This is a genomic window from Martelella lutilitoris, from assembly GCF_016598595.1.
Lineage (GTDB): Bacteria > Pseudomonadota > Alphaproteobacteria > Rhizobiales > Rhizobiaceae > Martelella > Martelella lutilitoris_A.
Window position 1 is genome coordinate 4,324,671 of sequence record NZ_CP066786.1, and the last position, 15,195, is coordinate 4,339,865.

The following is a 15,195-nucleotide window of genomic DNA, read 5'->3' on the forward strand; positions in this document are numbered from 1 at the left end:
CGGGCGTGGAGACTGCCAAAAATGCCAGATATGAGATTTGCCCCGCCGCCTTCCGTTCGCATTGCCGAGCGCAGCACCGGCATGAACCAGGTGCTCGCCCGCTCCTACAATGAGCGGCTGATCATGTCTCTGCTTCTGCAGAACCCCGGGCTGTCGCGCATGCAGCTTGGCGAGGCGAGCGGGCTTTCCGCCCAGACAATCTCAGTGATTGTGCGATCGCTGGAAAAGGACAATCTGGTCCTGAAGGGTGAGGCCGTGCGCGGGCGCATCGGCCCGCCGACAACCCCGATCAGCCTCAATCCGGAAGGGGCGTTTTCGATCGGCATCAATATCGGCCATCGCTATCTCGACGTGGTGATGAGCGATTTCGTCGGCAATCCGATCAGCCGCAGAGCGTTTGTCTACGACGAAGCCCGGCTGGACGATGTGCGCAGAACCGCCCGCGAGGCGGTGGAGACGGCCATGGCCGAAGCGCCAAAGGCCCGGCGCGACCGGCTTGCCGGCATCGGGCTTTCGTTGCCCTCCGACATGGGGCCGTCCATCGGCGAGGCCAGGGCCATTCTCGATTTCGATTTCGAAGCCGAACTCAGCCGCGCAAGCGGGCTCGACGTCTTCATCCAGAACGACGTCACGGCGGCGGCGAGCGCGGAATGCATGTTCGGCGCGGCGCGCAATCTCAACGACTACCTCTATTGCGTGGTCACGCCGCATATCGTGCCACGCCTCGTGCTCGGCGGGCGCATCTATGCCGGCCACGACCAGGCCTTTTCCGGCGAGAGCGAGGCGGCGATGATGGATCGCTTTCTGGCACTGCGCGACGCGCCGGAGGCATCCGGCGACAATATCGACAGCTGGATCGGGACGGTGGCGGACGAGCTGCACGCCCTGATCGCCTCGCTCGGGAAGTTCGCGCGCGTGAAGACGGCCATCATCGCCGGGCTCTTGCCCGATGCGGTGCTTGCGGAAATCGTCTCGCGGCTTTCAGAAATTTCCGGGACGGACAGCGAGACCGCGATCGAGAAAAGCAGGCTCGGGCCGTGGGGGCTGGCCATCGGCGCAGCGGCCCTGCCGTTCCATTCACGCTTCATGAATGACAGCCCGGCTTCCGCCGGCTGACGTTCGGTATTACTCGTACTGCATCAGCTTTTCATTGACAGCATCGACCTTGCGCAGCCGGTCGCGGCCCGTTCGCCCGGCGCTCAGCGTCGCGCGCACCACGATCTGATGACAGAGCGCCAGCACGGCGGCATGATTGAACTGCGGGCCGTCGGAATGAATACGGCAGTGAAAATGCCACTGCGCGGCAGGATGGCGGGCCATGTTCTCGTCCGAGATCAACGCCAGCCGCGCGCTGCTTTCAACAATCGTATCGAGCAATTGTCGCGTGCCGGCGATCCGGCGGCGCAGCGTGATCGCGATCACCAGATCGCCTTCCTCGATGCGCGCCACATGTTCGCCCAGCGTTTCGCCGCCCTGCGGGAAAACCACGACCTCGCCGACGATCTTGGTCAGCTGCCAGTAGAGGTAATGGGCGAAGGACTGGCTGATGCGCTGGCCGGTGATCCAGACCTTGCGCGCATCCACCACGGCAGCGGCGAGCGCTTCCAGCTCGCTTGCATCGAGATTGGCGAAGGTCCAGTCGAGATTGTCCTTCTCCTCGCGCATGTCGAGGGCAAGGGCCGCGGCATTGGCCTCCGGCTCGGCATGGGCGAAGAAGGCGCGCGAGCCGGTTTGGCGCTCGTCGCGCACCGCCTTTTTCGCCTGGTCGTAGCTGGTAAAGCCGAGCTTGCGGATGAAGCGCGAAACCGTGGCCTTGGAGACATCGCAAAGCCGCGCCAGTTCCTGCGCGTCATAGCTGCCGAGTTCGCCGGGAAAATCCAGCAGGAACTCGCCCAGCCTGCGCTCGGCCGGGCTCAGCTGCGGCAGAACGCGCTGCACGCGGCTGAGAAAGGGCGCCTCGTCGGCGGTGTTTTGAAATTCTGATTTCATCATTTGTCATTAAGGACGGCGACACTGAAAAGGCAAGCCATGGTGTTCGAAATCCTGATTTCAGTCAGCGGTTTCCCGTGCACGTGGTCATGAATGCCGGATTGGCAGGCTTTTCGCCATTGTCGATGCCCAAGGAGCAACCAGATTGCCTATAATTTATACAAAAATGATATTTGCCTATTTTTTACTTGCGCGATTTCTGAAACTGTAGTTTCCTTTCTTGGAACTTGAATTTCGTCAATGCCTTCGCCCCGACCCAAGACAGCAGAAACTGGAGTTCTGACATGCCGGTCCGACCGCTGAAATCCATCATCCTCGCCGCCACCGCCCTTGCCGCCCTCGCGCCCGCCGCTCTTGCAGCCGACTATCCAGAGCGCCCGGTGCGCATTCTCGTCTCGTTTCCGCCCGGCGGCTCCAGCGATCTCGTCGCCCGCCTGCTGTCCGAGCAGCTCGGCGCCGCGCTCGGCCAGCAATTCGTCGTTGAAAACAAGCCGGGCGCCGCCGGCACCGTGGCCGCGACCGAGCTGAAGAATGCCGAAGCCGATGGCTACACGCTGATGCTCTCCAACCTGACGCCGTTCAATGTCGCGCCGACAAGCTTCCCCGACACGCCCTATGATCCGGTCGCCGACTTCACCCATATCGGCTATATCGGCGCCGTCCATCTCGGCATGTTCGTCTCGCCCGAGCTTGAAACGCCGGACATGGCCGCCTTTGTCGAAAAGGCAAAGGCCGAGCCCGGCATGCTGGACTACGGATCGTCCGGCGTCGGCTCCTGGGGCCATGTCGTCGCCGTTGCCTATGAGAATGAGGCGGGCGTCGAACTCTCGCACATTCCCTACAAGGGCTCAGGCCCGATGCGGCTTGATTTCCGCGCCGGCGTCATCCCGGTGATCTTTGATGCCGTGCCGCAGAACCTGCCCGCCGTCGCCGAGGGAACGGCCATCCCGCTTGCCGTCTCTTCGCCGCAACGGCTTGACACCCTGCCCGACACTCCGACCCTTACCGAACTCGGCTATGATATCATTGCCGAAAACTGGCTCGGCATTTCCGCCCCCGCCGGCGTCGATCCGGCAATCGTCACGACGTTGCAGGACGCGCTCGCCACCGCGCTGGCAACCGATGAGGTCATTGCCCAGTTCGAGACCTGGGGCATTGTCGGCGGCACGATGACAAGCGACGAATTCACCGACTATGTTGCAAAGGGCGTCGCCGAATGGGCGCCGCTGGTCAACCAAGCGAGTGAATGATGCGCATCAGCCCGCTTTCCTCGGAAAAATCCGCTCTGCCGCAGATTGCCGTCGTCGTCATCGGCGAGGCGGAGGATGCGGGCTTCAATGCCAGCGGCCTTGCCGGCGCGCGAAAGGCAGCGCGCGCCGGAACCGCGCAGATCAGCATCATCGACGGGCTGGCCTATGATACGGCCGAGATCCTCGAAAGCCTTGACCGGGTCATGGCGGATTTCGACGGTCTGGTCTTCATCGGCGGGCAGGGCGACCGGGTCATGCCGGTTCTGGCCCTCGACTGGCCGGAAAAGCCCTTCGCCATCGTTCAGGGCCACGCCCATGGGCAAAACCTCGCAAGCTATGATGTGGCGCAGGAACACTCGGCCTATCTCGCCGGCTGCCTCGCGGCGCTGATGACGAGGACCGGCACGGTCGGCCACCTGTCCGGCCATCGCGTTCGCCCGGGGCTGAAGGGCCGCGCCGCCTTCGTGCAAGGCGTGAGGGAGACCGATACCTCCGTCACCGTGCTGACCGCCTTCTGCGGCTCGCAGGATGACAATGCGATTACCCGGCGCTGGGCCGCCGCCGAGATCAAGGCCGGTGCAGATATCATATTCACCATGCTGAACGGCGCAAGACAGGGCGCGATTGATGCCTGCCGGGCAGCCGGGCGCCGACAGATCGGCAACGCGCTTGACTGGACGGCGCTGGCGCCGGATGTGTTTGTCGCCTCTGCGCTGGCGCGCATCGATCTCGGCGTCGAGCGCGCCATTGCCGATGTCGCGGCAGGACGCCTGCCGCAAAAGCCGGTCCTGCTGGGCCTTCCGGAAGGCGACTATGCCGCGCTTGTGCTGGGAGCGGGCGTTCCGCAAGCCGTTGCGGAGCATGTCGCCGCCGCCGCCGCCGACATTCGCGTGGGCCGGATAATCGTCCGCGAGACCTATGAGGGCGCGGAGTTCGAACCGGAAACGGAGACCGGGCGATGCTGAGAAAGCTTTCGGCACAGGCGGGTACGCTTCTGATCGGCGCAATGGCGCTTGTCTTCATCATCGGCGCCGTCACCGTGCTCGATCTCGGCACGCCGCGCCGCATGGGCCCCGGCGCCTTTCCGCTGATCGCCGGCGGCATTCTCGTCATTCTCTCGATCGTCGCCCTCGTCGGCGACATCAAGGCCGGCGCCGAACACCTGAAGATCGACTGGCGGACGGTCGTGCCGATCGCGCTCGCCGTCGCAGGCTTCGCGCTGGTGACGCCGCGTTTCGGCGTTCTGCCGGGCGCGGGCGTCTGCGTGCTGATCGCAAGCTATTCCGTAGGCGCGCTCTCGCCGCTGCGGCGCGGCGGTCTCGTCATCGGCGCCGTCCTTGGCGTCTGGCTTGTCTTCATCGTCGGCCTCCGCCTGCCGCTTCAAGCCTTTCGGGGGTTCTGATCCATGCTCGACAATCTCGCCCTCGGCTTTGCCACCGCCACCACGGCCTCCAACCTTCTCTATTGTTTTCTCGGCACGTTTCTCGGCACCTTCATAGGCGTTCTGCCGGGTCTCGGGCCGCTCGCGGCCGTCGCCATGCTGCTGCCGGTCTCCTTCTATCTTCCGCCGGAAACGGCGCTGGTCATGCTGGCAGGCGTTTATTACGGCGCGGAATATGGCGGCTCGATCGCCTCCATCCTGCTCAATATTCCGGGAACGCCCTCCTCCTCGATCACCTGCCTCGACGGCTATCCGATGGCGCGCGAGGGCCGCGCCGGCGTGGCGCTGCTGATGACCGCGCTCGCCTCCTTCTTCGGCGGCGTGTTCGGCATTCTGGTGATCGCCGCGCTTGCCCCGGTGCTTGCAGATTTCGCGCTTCTTCTGGAGCCGGCGGATTATTTCGCGGTGATGCTGCTCGGCCTTGTGGCGGCCTCCGTGGTGTCGAGTTCCGGCACGCTCAGAGGCGTGATGATGGTGACGCTCGGCGTGCTGCTCGGCACGATCGGCGTTGACGTCAACAGCGGCGCCACACGCTTTACCGGCGGCGTCCAGGACCTGCGCGACGGCATCAATCTCGTCGTCGTCGCCATGGGCCTCTTCGGCGTGTCGGAGGCCATGTATTCGGCGCGCGGGGCTTCGGCCTCCTATGCGACGGAAAAAGTCTCCTGGCAGCGCTTCCTGCCCAAGCGCGGCGAATGGCTGCGCTCGCTCGGCCCCGCCATTCGCGGCAGCCTGATCGGCAGTTTCTTCGGCACTTTGCCGGGAACGGGCCAGACGGTCGCCTCCTCGATCGGCTATGCGGTGGAAAAGCGCGTCTCGCCCAACCGCGCCAATTTCGGAAAGGGCGCGATCGAAGGCGTGGTGGTGCCGGAATCGGCAAACAATGCCGCCGCGCAGACCGCCTTCATCCCGACGCTGACGCTCGGCATTCCGGGCTCCACCACCATGGCCCTGATGATCGGCGCGCTGATGATCCATGGCGTGACACCCGGCCCGCGCCTGATCTCCGATCATCCCCAGCTGTTCTGGGGCCTGATCGTCTCCTTCCTCTTCGGCAATCTCTTCCTGCTGGTGCTCAATATCCCGCTGATCGGCATCTGGGTGCGGCTGCTGCGCATCCCGCATTATTTCCTCTACCCCACCATCGTTGTGCTGATCTCGATCGGCGTCTACAGTCTCGATCATTCCCTCTTCGATGTCTGGGCCATGCTCGGCTTCGGCGTGCTCGGCTATGTGCTGAGGCTCTACCGCTACGAACCCGCGCCGCTGCTGATCGGCTTCATCCTCGGGCCGATGATGGAGGAATATCTGCGCCGGGCCATGCTGCTCTCGCGCGGTGACCCGATGACCTTTGTCGAGCATCCGGGCGCGGCCGCAATGATCGCGATCTCTCTCCTGCTTCTGATGCTGACAGCCATGCCGTGGTTGAAACGGCTGGCAAAATCGATCAACTGACGGCCTGCCACAGCGAAACCCGTCCAAATTCCGTTCTGCGCTTTAAACCCGGCGCCGGTTGGCCTAAGTGTAGATGGTCGGCGCCCTTGCTGCGGGCGATGCGCGCCCGGCGTTCGTCCCTGGCAGAGCGTCGCGCCGGCACGGGAGGCGGTGCAAGACGCGCCGCGCATGAGGACATTTCGCTATGACGATCATCGACGACTTCAACGGCACCTGGCTCGGACGCGTTTTCCTGCCCGAGGCGAACGGCCCGGCTGTGGTAACGCTGCGCGGCGGCGCGGTTTACGATATCACCGCCGCGATCGCCCCGCTGTCACGCGATATCTGCGAGATGGACGATCCGGCCTTTTATGTCAGCGAGGCCCCGGGCTTCCGGCTCGGCACGCTGGAGGAAATCGCCGCCGCAAAGCCGGGCGACGAGAGCCGCATCCATTTTCTCTGCCCTTGCGATCTGCAGCCAATCAAGGCCTGCGGTGTAACCTTCGCCCGCTCTATGGTCGAACGGGTGATCGAGGAGAAGGCGGCGGGCGATCCCAAAAAGGCGGAGGCGATCCGCGCGCGGATCGGCGCGGCGATCGGCGCCAGCCTGAAGAACATCGAGGCGGGATCGGAGGCCGCGGCGACGGCCAAGGAAGCGTTGATCCGCGAGGGCCTGTGGAGCCAGTATCTGGAAGTCGGCATCGGCCCGGACGCGGAAGTGTTTTCCAAGGCGCAGGCGCTTTCAGCCGTGGGGCCGGGCGCAGACGTCGGTCTTCATCCGATCTCGAAATGGAACAATCCTGAGCCCGAAGTGGTTCTCGCCGTATCCTCTGTCGGCAGGATCGTCGGCGCGACCCTCGGCAACGATGTCAATCTGCGCGACGTAGAGGGCCGTTCCGCGCTCCTGCTCGGCAAGGCCAAGGATAATAACGCCTCCGCCGCGATCGGCCCGATGATCAGGCTGTTTGACAGCGGCTTCACGCTTGACGATGTGCGCGACGCCGAGGTTGCGCTGCGGGTCGAGGGCGAAGACGGATTTGAAATGACGGGACATTCCTCGATGTCGGAAATCAGCCGCGACCCGGAAGCGCTGGTCGCCCAGACCATCGGCCGGCATCATCAGTATCCTGACGGCTTCATGCTCTATCTCGGCACGCTGTTCGCGCCCACCAAGGACCGGGATGTCCCCGGCGAGGGCTTCACCCACAAGCCGGGCGACCGCGTGACGATCTCTGCGAAAGGGCTCGGACGGCTTGAAAACACCGTGCGCCTGTCGACCGAATGCGCGCCCTGGACCTTCGGCATGCGCGCCCTGATGACCAATCTCGCCGCGCGCGACCTTCTTTAAACCACAAGACAAAACGCAAGAAATCGCAAAGCCCGAGGAGAATGACGATGAGTTTCAAACCGCATGGCAGGCATCTGGTCGGCGGCGAATGGATCGGAACCGATATCACCTTTCTCTCAAAGCCCGTCAGCGGCGAGCCCCACGCCTTCTGCGAGGCAAATGACAAGCTGATCGACCAGGCGGTCAAATCCGCCGAGGCGGCCTTCTGGACCTACGGCTATTCCACGCGCAGGGACCGCGCGGAGTTCCTCAACAAGATCGCCGACGAGATCGAGAAGCGCGGCAGCGACATCACCGAGATCGCCTCGGCCGAATCGGGCCTTCCGGTCGCGCGGCTCGAGGGCGAGCGCGGCCGCACCACCGGGCAGTTGCGCCTGTTCGCGCGCCATATTCTCGACGGCGACTATCTCGACCGCCGTCATGATGCGGCCAATCAGGACGCGACCCCGCCGAGTCCCGACCTGAAGATGGTGCAAAGGCCGATCGGCCCCGTCGCCGTCTTTGGCGCGTCCAATTTCCCGCTCGCCTTCTCGACTGCCGGCGGCGATACCGCGTCGGCGCTTGCCGCCGGCTGCCCGGTCGTGGTCAAGGGCCATCCCGCCCATCCCGGCACAGGCGAGATCGTCGCCGAGGCGATCGCGGCGGCGGCGGAAAAATGCGGCATTCATCCGGGCGTCTTCTCGCTGCTGCAGGGCGCCTCGCACGAGGCCGGCGGCACGCTCGTCACCCATCCGCTGATCCGGGCCGTCGGCTTTACCGGCTCGCTCGCCGGCGGAAAGGCGCTGTTTGACCTTTGCGCGCGGCGCGACGAGCCCATCCCCTTTTTCGGCGAACTGGGTTCGGTCAACCCGAACTTCCTCATGCCCGATGCGCTTGCCAATCGCGGCGAGGAGATCGCGAAGGGCTGGGCGGGATCACTGACCATGGGCGTCGGCCAGTTCTGCACCAATCCCGGCATCATGATCACGCTCGCCGGACCGGAATCCGATCGCTTCGCCGATGCCGCGGCCAGGGCGCTCGGCGATGTCGGGCCAGCGGTGATGCTGACGGAGGGAATTGCCGAGGCCTTCCGCCGCGGTCGCACGGAGATTGCGGGCACGGACGGCGTTGAAACGCTGGTGAAGGGCGATTGCGACGGACGCGAGGGCGCGCCGGCGCTCTTTACCGTCGCAGGCAAGGACTTTCTCGCCAATCCGAAGCTTGCCCATGAGGTGTTCGGCCCACTCGGCATCGTGGTGATGGCGGCCAATGCCCAGGAGATGCGCGCCATCGCCGAACGGCTTGAAGGCCAGCTGACCTGCACCCTGCACATGGACAATGACGATGTCGAGTTTGCGCAGAGCCTTGTGCCGCTCCTGGAACGCAAGGCGGGCCGATTGCTCGCCAACGGCTTTGCCACCGGCGTTGCCGTTGCCGACTCCATGGTCCATGGCGGGCCGTACCCGGCTTCGACCAATTTCGGCGCCACCTCCGTCGGCACGCTGGCGATCCGCCGCTTCTTGCGCCCGGTCTGCTACCAGAGCATGCCGTCCGCGCTTCTGCCGGAGGATCTGCGTCATATGGGCTGAGCGGGGACGCCGGGCGCGCCGCGCAGGGCGGCCTGCTATTTTTCGGGGGCGGCGGCGGCCGTGGTGGCAAGGCCCGGCGGAACAACGCCCGGCGGAAGAGGCTTCCCCTCTTGCCTGGCGCCGAGCTTCGCCCGCCATTCACCGGCAACCGCCCTCATCCGCAGCGCCGGACGAACATTGACCATGGGGGGCGCGAGACGCCACATGTCGATGCGCTCGCCGAGCGCCTTCAGGTCATCGGTGTCGAAGACCTGCCCGAATGTGCCGACGATCTCGTCATTGGCGCCGAGACCGCGCTGGACGATGACGGGCGTGCCGACGGCATTGGCCTCGGCCAGCAGCAGGCTGGCCGTATCGTCCGTGCGGGTCTGCGGATAAAAGACGCAGAGCGAGCGGCGCATGCGGGCAATCATCGCGCTGTGGGAGAGCCGCCCTAGAAAATTGACGCCCTCAAGCCCGTCTCCATCAGGCCAGGCAAGACTACCCGGCTCGGCGATGTCGAGTCTCAGTTCCGGCCTGCTCTTTCTGATTCCGGCGAATTTCGCGAGAACCTCGGAAATGCCCTTGAGCGGCATGCCGGGGAAGAACAGTCGGTCGCGATCACGCGGGGTGTCGTCGGCGACCAGATCGTCATCGACAGGGGAATAGATCCAGCCGATCTTCGGCAGGCGCCGGTTTTCAGGTGAAAGGAACTGCGTGACGTGGGCGGCGTGAGCCTGCGACGTGCAGACGATCTCGATCTGCGCCTCGGCCAGCGCCTCGCCCATGCGCCGGTTGTGCCGGCCGGGATGCGTGTGCGACCACAGGAAGATCGGGCAGCCGGGATTGAGGCGTCGCGCCTTCAGCGCTGCCTTCCAGGAGTTGATGACGATGATGCCGGTGACGCCGGCAAGATTTGCGACGCTGACGGCATCGAGCGGGCGGTAAAGCCCGCAGTCGTCGCGATCCATGTCGAGCCGCCCGTTCTGGTAAAAATGGAAGCGGAAATCGTCACAGAGCGCGCGCGCCACCTTGAGAACGATGGCCTCGGTGCCACCGACACGGTCGTTGGTCGAGGCGGTGATCGTTGCGGGCGTCAGGCAGAACGGGTCGATAATGGCAATGGCGGAGGACACTTAGCGTGCCCCCTTCCGCCGCGTGAGGCGGGCTTCGGACATTCAGGTTCTCCTCGTGTTGAGCCCCTTACTGAACCCTTGCGCCCGAGCCTGCATTAAACTGGTTTGAAATCAGAAGATTTTGCGAAATAAAGTCGCGGAAAGCGTGCTTTCGTTTACTTTTTCGTTGCGGCGACGCACCGGGCAAGCCATTTTCTCCCAGTTCCTGAACGTATTTGAAGGGGCATTATGAACGACGCCGGAGGGTGGGGGAAATGAGCCAGAACAGCTGTCTGGTACAGAAACTGTCGCATTATGTGCCGCTCAGCCAGCGCTCGCTGGACAGTATCGCATGCCTGGAGCGCGAGGAGCGTGACTATGCCAAGGGCACCGAAATCCATGCGGAGGGCGACAGCAACGCAAATCTTTACGTGGTCAGGCAAGGCTGGCTCTACAGCTATGCCGACATGAAGGACGGACGGCGCCAGATCGTCGAGATCCACCATCCCGGCGACATTATCGGTTTCCCCGACATTGCCTTCAAAGAACGGACCACGGTGCTGAAGGCGGCCGAGGATGTGCGCCTTTGCCCCTTTCCGAAGAAGGATCTCGACCAGGTGTTCTCGAACGCGCCGCAGCTTGCGGCGCTGCTGTTTGCGCTTGCCGTGCGCAATCAGGTGATCATGTCGGACTTTCTGCAGGCCATCGGCCGCATGAGCGCGCGCGAACGCATCGCCTATTTCCTGCTCGACCTGATGGCGCGCCTCAGGATCGCCAACAAGCCGATGTCGGCCGTCATACGGCTTCCGCTCAACCAGACGGAAATCTCGGATGTCCTGGGGCTGACGAATGTCTATGTCAGCCGCTCCTTCACTGCCCTGCAAAAGGACGGCCTGATCCGGCGGGAGAACGGCTCGGTCGAGGTTCTGGATGAGGACAAGCTGATCGGTCTTTGCGATTTCGTTGACCGGCATGCCTCCATCGACACGAGCTGGTTTCCCGAGAACTGACCGGGCGCGGCCACTGCGACGGCTTTCAGCTCTCCTCGCCGAAGCGGTCGGCAACAAGCGCCTCGATGGCGTCGAGGGCCGCTTCCGCCTCGGGACCGGCCGCCGAAACGATGATCGTGCTGTTGATTCCGGCCGCCAGCATCATCAGCCCCATGATCGACGTGCCGCCGACGGTCATCCCGTCCTTTGCGACGCTGACGGAGGCATTGAGCTTCTCCACCGTCTGGACGAATTTGGCCGAGGCGCGGGCGTGGAGCCCCCTGCGATTGACGATGGTGAGTTCACGCGAGACCGGGGCTTCCATCGGGCCTTCTATTTCCCGCTGAGGACGCGGCTTGCGACATTGATGTAGCGCCGGCCCGCATCCTCGGCCTCTGCAAGCGCCTTCGCCATGTCATTGTCGGCGCGGACGGCCACGAGCTTGATCAGCATCGGCAAGTTGACGCCGGCGATCACCTCGACGGTGCCGTTGTTCATGACCGAAATGGCGAGGTTGGACGGCGTGCCGCCGAACATGTCCGTCAGGATGATGACGCCGTTGCCGCTGTCGACCGTGCCGACGGCGGCGAGAATATCGTCGCGGCGGCGATCCATGTCATCCTCTGGGCCGATCGACACGGTTTCGATGGCGTTCTGCGGCCCGACGACATGCTCGACCGCCAGCCGGAATTCCTCCGCAAGGCCACCATGGGTCACAAGCACCAGTCCGATCATCTTCGCGCCACTCCTTAAAACAGCAACCGCCTGCGTCCGCCCGCGGCCTTTCGCCCCGCATCTTGTCGAAGCCGGAGCGAAGTGCAAGCCAAAAGGGCGAAAATACCATATGAAAACAGGCGAACCGTGCCTGCCGATGCAGGCCGGGTACACGTCGAGGCCGACGGACGACGCTTTACCCTTCCGCGTCGGCGCGCGCGGGAAGAACCGGACGGCCGGTGTCAAGCCCGGGGCAGAGCGCCGCAAGCTTCGAGAAGGGGTCCGGAGCTGGCCAGCGCAGGAAAAGCGCCGGCAGATCACCCCCCTCTTCGAGCTGAAGCCTGCTGTCGGACGGCGGCATGCGCTCGGCCGCGTGGGAGGGCACCGGCATGAGGGCGAAATCCATCACCGCGCTCTCGAGATGAGGGATTTTGGCCAGCCCGGACCCGCGAATCTCGATAAGCCCGGCAATTGCGGCCGGAGCACCGGCGATCACCCGGCCGGCAATGCACGAAATCAGCACCTGATCGTCGGCCACGAGCGCCGCATGAAGCCCGTTGAGCCGAGCGCCGTGGAGAAGGGCAAGGGCAAGCTCGCTCTTGCCCGCGCCCGAAGGTCCGCTGATCAGAATGCCGGTCGAACCGAGCACGATCGCGCTCGCATGAAGGTTGGTGCCGCCGCGCTCCGTCATTGCGCCTTGCCGGTGGCGGCCGGCAGCTTGAGGGTAAAGCGGGCGCCCTTGACCTCGCCGGTCTCCGGATCGGAAACATTCTCGGCCGTCAGCGTGCCGCCGTGGGCCTCGGCGATCTGGCGGGAAATGGAAAGGCCGAGCCCGGAATTCTGACCGAAAGCCTCGCCATCGGGCCTGTCGGTATAGAACCGCTCGAAGATGCGTTCCAGCGCATCCGGCCTGATCCCCGGACCGTTGTCCTCGACCGTAATGACGATCTGACTGCGCGTGCGGGCAAGCGCCACGTCGATGCGGCCGTCCCTTTCCGGCACGAAGGAGCGGGCATTCTCGATCAGATTGGTGACGATCTGGCCGATCCTCAGATCATGGCCAAAGGCCTCGAAGGCGCCCTTGCCGTGATTGCCGGGATGGACGGTGAAACCGATCGCAACCGCGCGGTTGCGCTTGCCGGTCTCGCGCGAAATCGTGATCAGGTCCTTCAGGAGCGCCTCGGCGTCAAACCGCTTGGCATCCTCGCGGGCGAGCTCCGCGTCCAGCCGCGACGCATCCGAAATGTCGCTGATCAGCCGGTCGAGGCGGCGGACATCGTGCTGGATGATCTCGGTCAGACGCGCCTTCGATTCTTCCGTCTTGGCGAGCGGCAGGGTCTCGACCGCGCTTCGAAGCGAGGTGAGCGGGTTCTTCAGCTCGTGGGCGACATCGGCGGCGAAACTGTCGATCGCGTCGATGCGGTCATAGAGCGCCGTCGTCATTTCCCGAAGCGTTGTCGACAGATGGCCGATCTCGTCCTGACGGGCCGAGAAATCCGGTATTTCCTCGCGTTCGCGCGGGCCGCCGCGACGCACCCTGACGGCCGCCTCGGAAAGCCGGCGCAGCGGACTGGCGATCGTCGAGGACAGCATGAAGGACAGGATCATGGTGACAAGCGCGGTCACCGCGAAGACGCGGATGATCGCGATCCGCTCGGCATGGACGATCTTGTCGATGTCGCCCGCCTGGGTGGACAGAAGCAGCACGCCGAGCACGGCGCGGAAACGCTGGATCGGCACGGCGACGGAGACGATCAGCCCGCCCTTGTCGGTGACCCGGACCACGGCCGAACGCTGGGCGTCGAGCGCCTTCGTCACTTCCGGGTAGATCGAGCCGTCGCCGCCGGGCGCTTCCTCATAGCGCGGCAGGTTGCCCGGCTGCAGGAAGCGGTTCATCAGGCTTCCAAGCTTGTCCGAGACGCTTTCCGCCGCCGATTTCTCGGTGTCCGGCAGGTCGTAGCGCAACACCTGGCCGCGCGAATACAAAAAGCGCGAATCGAGGATCAGATTGGCATCCGGATCATAGATGCGCGCACGCGTGCGCGTCGGCGAGATCAGCCGCCTCAGGATCGGCGCGACCTTTTCCGGATTGAGGGGGAAGCGCAGGTCCTCGTCGCTGGAGGTCGGCCTTGCGCTCTCGCCGGCCTGCAGTTCCAGAAGCTCCTGCGGGTCGATGGTCATCGTGTCGGTCTCGACCGAGGCGGAAGAGGCGATCGCGCCGGCGATGATCTCGCCCTGGGTCAGAAGGCTTTCAACGCGCGCGTCGATCAGCCCCTCGCGGAACTGGTTGAGATAGAGGATGCCGCCGACAAGGAAGAACAGCGCCAGAAGGTTGAAGAACAGGATGCGCCAGTTGAGGCTGGAGAAAACGGTGGACGCCAGCACCCAGCGCATCGCCGCAAAGGGCTTGCGCCAGCGCCGGCCCCTTTTCCTGCCGGCAAGGCCGCCTGCGCCGCCGCCCGGGGCTTTGTCTCTGGCCGTGTCGCTCGTCAATCTTCGCCCTGCCCGCATTGGCTGCCTGAGCCGCTATCAAGCCCGCGATTGCGGTCTTTGTGTGGTCACGCGCGCCTGAAGGCTTCCGGCTGACGCCGCCTGCCTTCAGGCGGCCTCGCGGAAGCGATAGCCGACGCCGTAGAGGGTTTCGATCATATCGAAATCGGTGTCAACCAGCTTGAATTTCTTGCGCAGGCGCTTGATGTGGCTGTCGATCGTGCGGTCATCGACATAGACCTGATCGTCATAGGCCGCATCCATCAGCGCGTCGCGGCTCTTGACCACGCCGGGGCGCTGGGCAAGCGAGTGCAGGATCAGGAATTCGGTGACCGTCAGCGTCACCGGGTCGCCCTTCCAGGTGCAGGTATGGCGCTCGCGGTCCATGACCAGCGGGCCGCGCTCCAGCGGACGGTTCGCCTCGCCCTCGCCGGACTTTGCGCCGCCGCCGGCAATCGCGGCCTCGCGGGCGGCGACCCGGCGCAGCACGGCGCGCACGCGCTCAACCAGAAGCCGTTGGGAAAAAGGCTTGGTGATGAAATCGTCAGCGCCCATCTTCAGGCCGAAAAGCTCGTCGATCTCCTCATCCTTCGAGGTGAGAAAGATCACCGGGATGTCGGATTTCTGCCGCAGGCGCCGCAGCAGCTCCATCCCGTCCATGCGCGGCATCTTGATGTCGAAGATGGCGAGTTGCGGCGGATTGGCCTGCAGCCCTGTCAGCGCCGTGGCGCCATCGGTATAGGTTTCGACGCGATAGCCTTCGGATTCCAGCGCAATCGACACCGAGGTCAGAATGTTCCGGTCGTCGTCCACGAGTGCGATCGTCTGCATTTGGGTCTCCCTGACTGCAGTTATTATGGTCTTTGGACGGCTCACGG

At 64.4% G+C, this 15,195-nt stretch carries 15 protein-coding genes; 8 read left to right on the top strand and 7 right to left on the bottom strand.

Going from position 1 to position 15,195, the window contains the following annotated elements; all coding sequences use genetic code 11:
• The first annotated feature begins 21 nt into the window (after positions 1-21).
• Complete coding sequence (locus JET14_RS20405) at positions 22-1,116, top strand: ROK family transcriptional regulator (protein ID WP_200336064.1); 1,095 nt, start codon at positions 22-24, stop codon at positions 1,114-1,116.
• A gap of 9 nt (positions 1,117-1,125) precedes the next feature.
• Here the strand turns inward: JET14_RS20405 and JET14_RS20410 are convergent, their stop codons facing one another.
• Complete coding sequence (locus tag JET14_RS20410) at positions 1,126-1,989, bottom strand: MurR/RpiR family transcriptional regulator (protein ID WP_200336065.1); 864 nt, start codon at positions 1,987-1,989, stop codon at positions 1,126-1,128.
• A 284-nt stretch (positions 1,990-2,273) separates the two neighbouring features.
• Between JET14_RS20410 and JET14_RS20415 the strand changes: the two genes are divergently transcribed.
• The 6 genes from JET14_RS20415 to JET14_RS20440 all read left to right on the top strand — a co-directional run bounded on the left by JET14_RS20415 (position 2,274) and on the right by JET14_RS20440 (position 9,030).
• On the top strand, positions 2,274-3,239 hold the full coding sequence (locus JET14_RS20415; RefSeq protein WP_200336067.1) for a Bug family tripartite tricarboxylate transporter substrate binding protein: 966 nt from the start codon (positions 2,274-2,276) through the stop codon (positions 3,237-3,239).
• Positions 3,236-4,204, top strand: a complete 969-nt coding sequence (locus tag JET14_RS20420) for a BMP family protein (RefSeq protein WP_200336069.1) — start codon at positions 3,236-3,238, stop codon at positions 4,202-4,204. Before JET14_RS20415 ends, JET14_RS20420 begins: the two co-directional genes overlap by 4 nt.
• Positions 4,198-4,641: a tripartite tricarboxylate transporter TctB family protein gene (locus tag JET14_RS20425; RefSeq protein ID WP_200336071.1), complete on the top strand. Its 444-nt coding sequence runs from the start codon at positions 4,198-4,200 to the stop codon at positions 4,639-4,641. The genes JET14_RS20420 and JET14_RS20425 overlap by 7 nt, the downstream gene beginning before the upstream one ends.
• Positions 4,642-4,644: 3 nt before the next feature.
• Positions 4,645-6,135, top strand: a complete 1,491-nt coding sequence (locus JET14_RS20430) for a tripartite tricarboxylate transporter permease (RefSeq protein WP_200336080.1) — start codon at positions 4,645-4,647, stop codon at positions 6,133-6,135.
• 184 nt (positions 6,136-6,319) lie between these two features.
• A complete protein-coding gene (locus tag JET14_RS20435) occupies positions 6,320-7,462 on the top strand; it encodes a fumarylacetoacetate hydrolase family protein (RefSeq protein WP_200336082.1) in 1,143 nt (380 codons plus the stop codon).
• A gap of 47 nt (positions 7,463-7,509) precedes the next feature.
• Positions 7,510-9,030: an aldehyde dehydrogenase (NADP(+)) gene (locus JET14_RS20440; RefSeq protein WP_200336084.1), complete on the top strand. Its 1,521-nt coding sequence runs from the start codon at positions 7,510-7,512 to the stop codon at positions 9,028-9,030.
• A 35-nt stretch (positions 9,031-9,065) separates the two neighbouring features.
• Here JET14_RS20440 and JET14_RS20445 read toward each other — a convergent pair whose 3' ends face one another.
• Entirely contained in the window at positions 9,066-10,145 is a 1,080-nt protein-coding gene (locus tag JET14_RS20445) for a glycosyltransferase family 4 protein (protein ID WP_200336086.1), read from the bottom strand.
• A gap of 254 nt (positions 10,146-10,399) precedes the next feature.
• Between JET14_RS20445 and JET14_RS20450 the strand changes: the two genes are divergently transcribed.
• Complete coding sequence (locus JET14_RS20450; RefSeq protein WP_200336088.1) at positions 10,400-11,134, top strand: Crp/Fnr family transcriptional regulator; 735 nt, start codon at positions 10,400-10,402, stop codon at positions 11,132-11,134.
• Between the two features lie 25 nt (positions 11,135-11,159).
• Here JET14_RS20450 and JET14_RS20455 read toward each other — a convergent pair whose 3' ends face one another.
• From JET14_RS20455 to JET14_RS20475, 5 genes are all read right to left on the bottom strand, one after another.
• Positions 11,160-11,438, bottom strand: coding sequence for an HPr family phosphocarrier protein (locus JET14_RS20455; RefSeq protein WP_200336090.1), 279 nt, complete (start codon positions 11,436-11,438; stop codon positions 11,160-11,162).
• A gap of 8 nt (positions 11,439-11,446) precedes the next feature.
• Positions 11,447-11,848, bottom strand: a complete 402-nt coding sequence (locus tag JET14_RS20460) for a PTS sugar transporter subunit IIA (RefSeq protein WP_138746788.1) — start codon at positions 11,846-11,848, stop codon at positions 11,447-11,449.
• 175 nt (positions 11,849-12,023) lie between these two features.
• Complete coding sequence (locus tag JET14_RS20465; RefSeq protein ID WP_200336097.1) at positions 12,024-12,518, bottom strand: HPr kinase/phosphorylase; 495 nt, start codon at positions 12,516-12,518, stop codon at positions 12,024-12,026.
• A complete protein-coding gene (locus JET14_RS20470; RefSeq protein ID WP_246750652.1) occupies positions 12,515-14,221 on the bottom strand; it encodes a sensor histidine kinase in 1,707 nt (568 codons plus the stop codon). The genes JET14_RS20465 and JET14_RS20470 overlap by 4 nt, the downstream gene beginning before the upstream one ends.
• Before the next feature lie 204 nt (positions 14,222-14,425).
• Positions 14,426-15,148, bottom strand: coding sequence for a response regulator transcription factor (locus JET14_RS20475; protein WP_200336099.1), 723 nt, complete (start codon positions 15,146-15,148; stop codon positions 14,426-14,428).
• Positions 15,149-15,195 lie beyond the last annotated feature (47 nt).

What these genes read in the sequence shown, in the direction of transcription:
- JET14_RS20405 (WP_200336064.1), top strand. Translation starts at nt 22, where the DNA reads ATGCCAGATATGAGATTTGCCCCGCCGCCTTCCGTTCGCATTGCCGAG.
- JET14_RS20410 (WP_200336065.1), bottom strand. Translation starts at nt 1,989, where the DNA reads ATGAAATCAGAATTTCAAAACACCGCCGACGAGGCGCCCTTTCTCAGC.
- JET14_RS20415 (WP_200336067.1), top strand. Translation starts at nt 2,274, where the DNA reads ATGCCGGTCCGACCGCTGAAATCCATCATCCTCGCCGCCACCGCCCTT.
- JET14_RS20420 (WP_200336069.1), top strand. Translation starts at nt 3,236, where the DNA reads ATGATGCGCATCAGCCCGCTTTCCTCGGAAAAATCCGCTCTGCCGCAG.
- JET14_RS20425 (WP_200336071.1), top strand. Translation starts at nt 4,198, where the DNA reads ATGCTGAGAAAGCTTTCGGCACAGGCGGGTACGCTTCTGATCGGCGCA.
- JET14_RS20430 (WP_200336080.1), top strand. Translation starts at nt 4,645, where the DNA reads ATGCTCGACAATCTCGCCCTCGGCTTTGCCACCGCCACCACGGCCTCC.
- JET14_RS20435 (WP_200336082.1), top strand. Translation starts at nt 6,320, where the DNA reads ATGACGATCATCGACGACTTCAACGGCACCTGGCTCGGACGCGTTTTC.
- JET14_RS20440 (WP_200336084.1), top strand. Translation starts at nt 7,510, where the DNA reads ATGAGTTTCAAACCGCATGGCAGGCATCTGGTCGGCGGCGAATGGATC.
- JET14_RS20450 (WP_200336088.1), top strand. Translation starts at nt 10,400, where the DNA reads ATGAGCCAGAACAGCTGTCTGGTACAGAAACTGTCGCATTATGTGCCG.
- JET14_RS20455 (WP_200336090.1), bottom strand. Translation starts at nt 11,438, where the DNA reads ATGGAAGCCCCGGTCTCGCGTGAACTCACCATCGTCAATCGCAGGGGG.
- JET14_RS20460 (WP_138746788.1), bottom strand. Translation starts at nt 11,848, where the DNA reads ATGATCGGACTGGTGCTTGTGACCCATGGTGGCCTTGCGGAGGAATTC.
- JET14_RS20465 (WP_200336097.1), bottom strand. Translation starts at nt 12,518, where the DNA reads ATGACGGAGCGCGGCGGCACCAACCTTCATGCGAGCGCGATCGTGCTC.
- JET14_RS20470 (WP_246750652.1), bottom strand. Translation starts at nt 14,221, where the DNA reads ATGCGCTGGGTGCTGGCGTCCACCGTTTTCTCCAGCCTCAACTGGCGC.
- JET14_RS20475 (WP_200336099.1), bottom strand. Translation starts at nt 15,148, where the DNA reads ATGCAGACGATCGCACTCGTGGACGACGACCGGAACATTCTGACCTCG.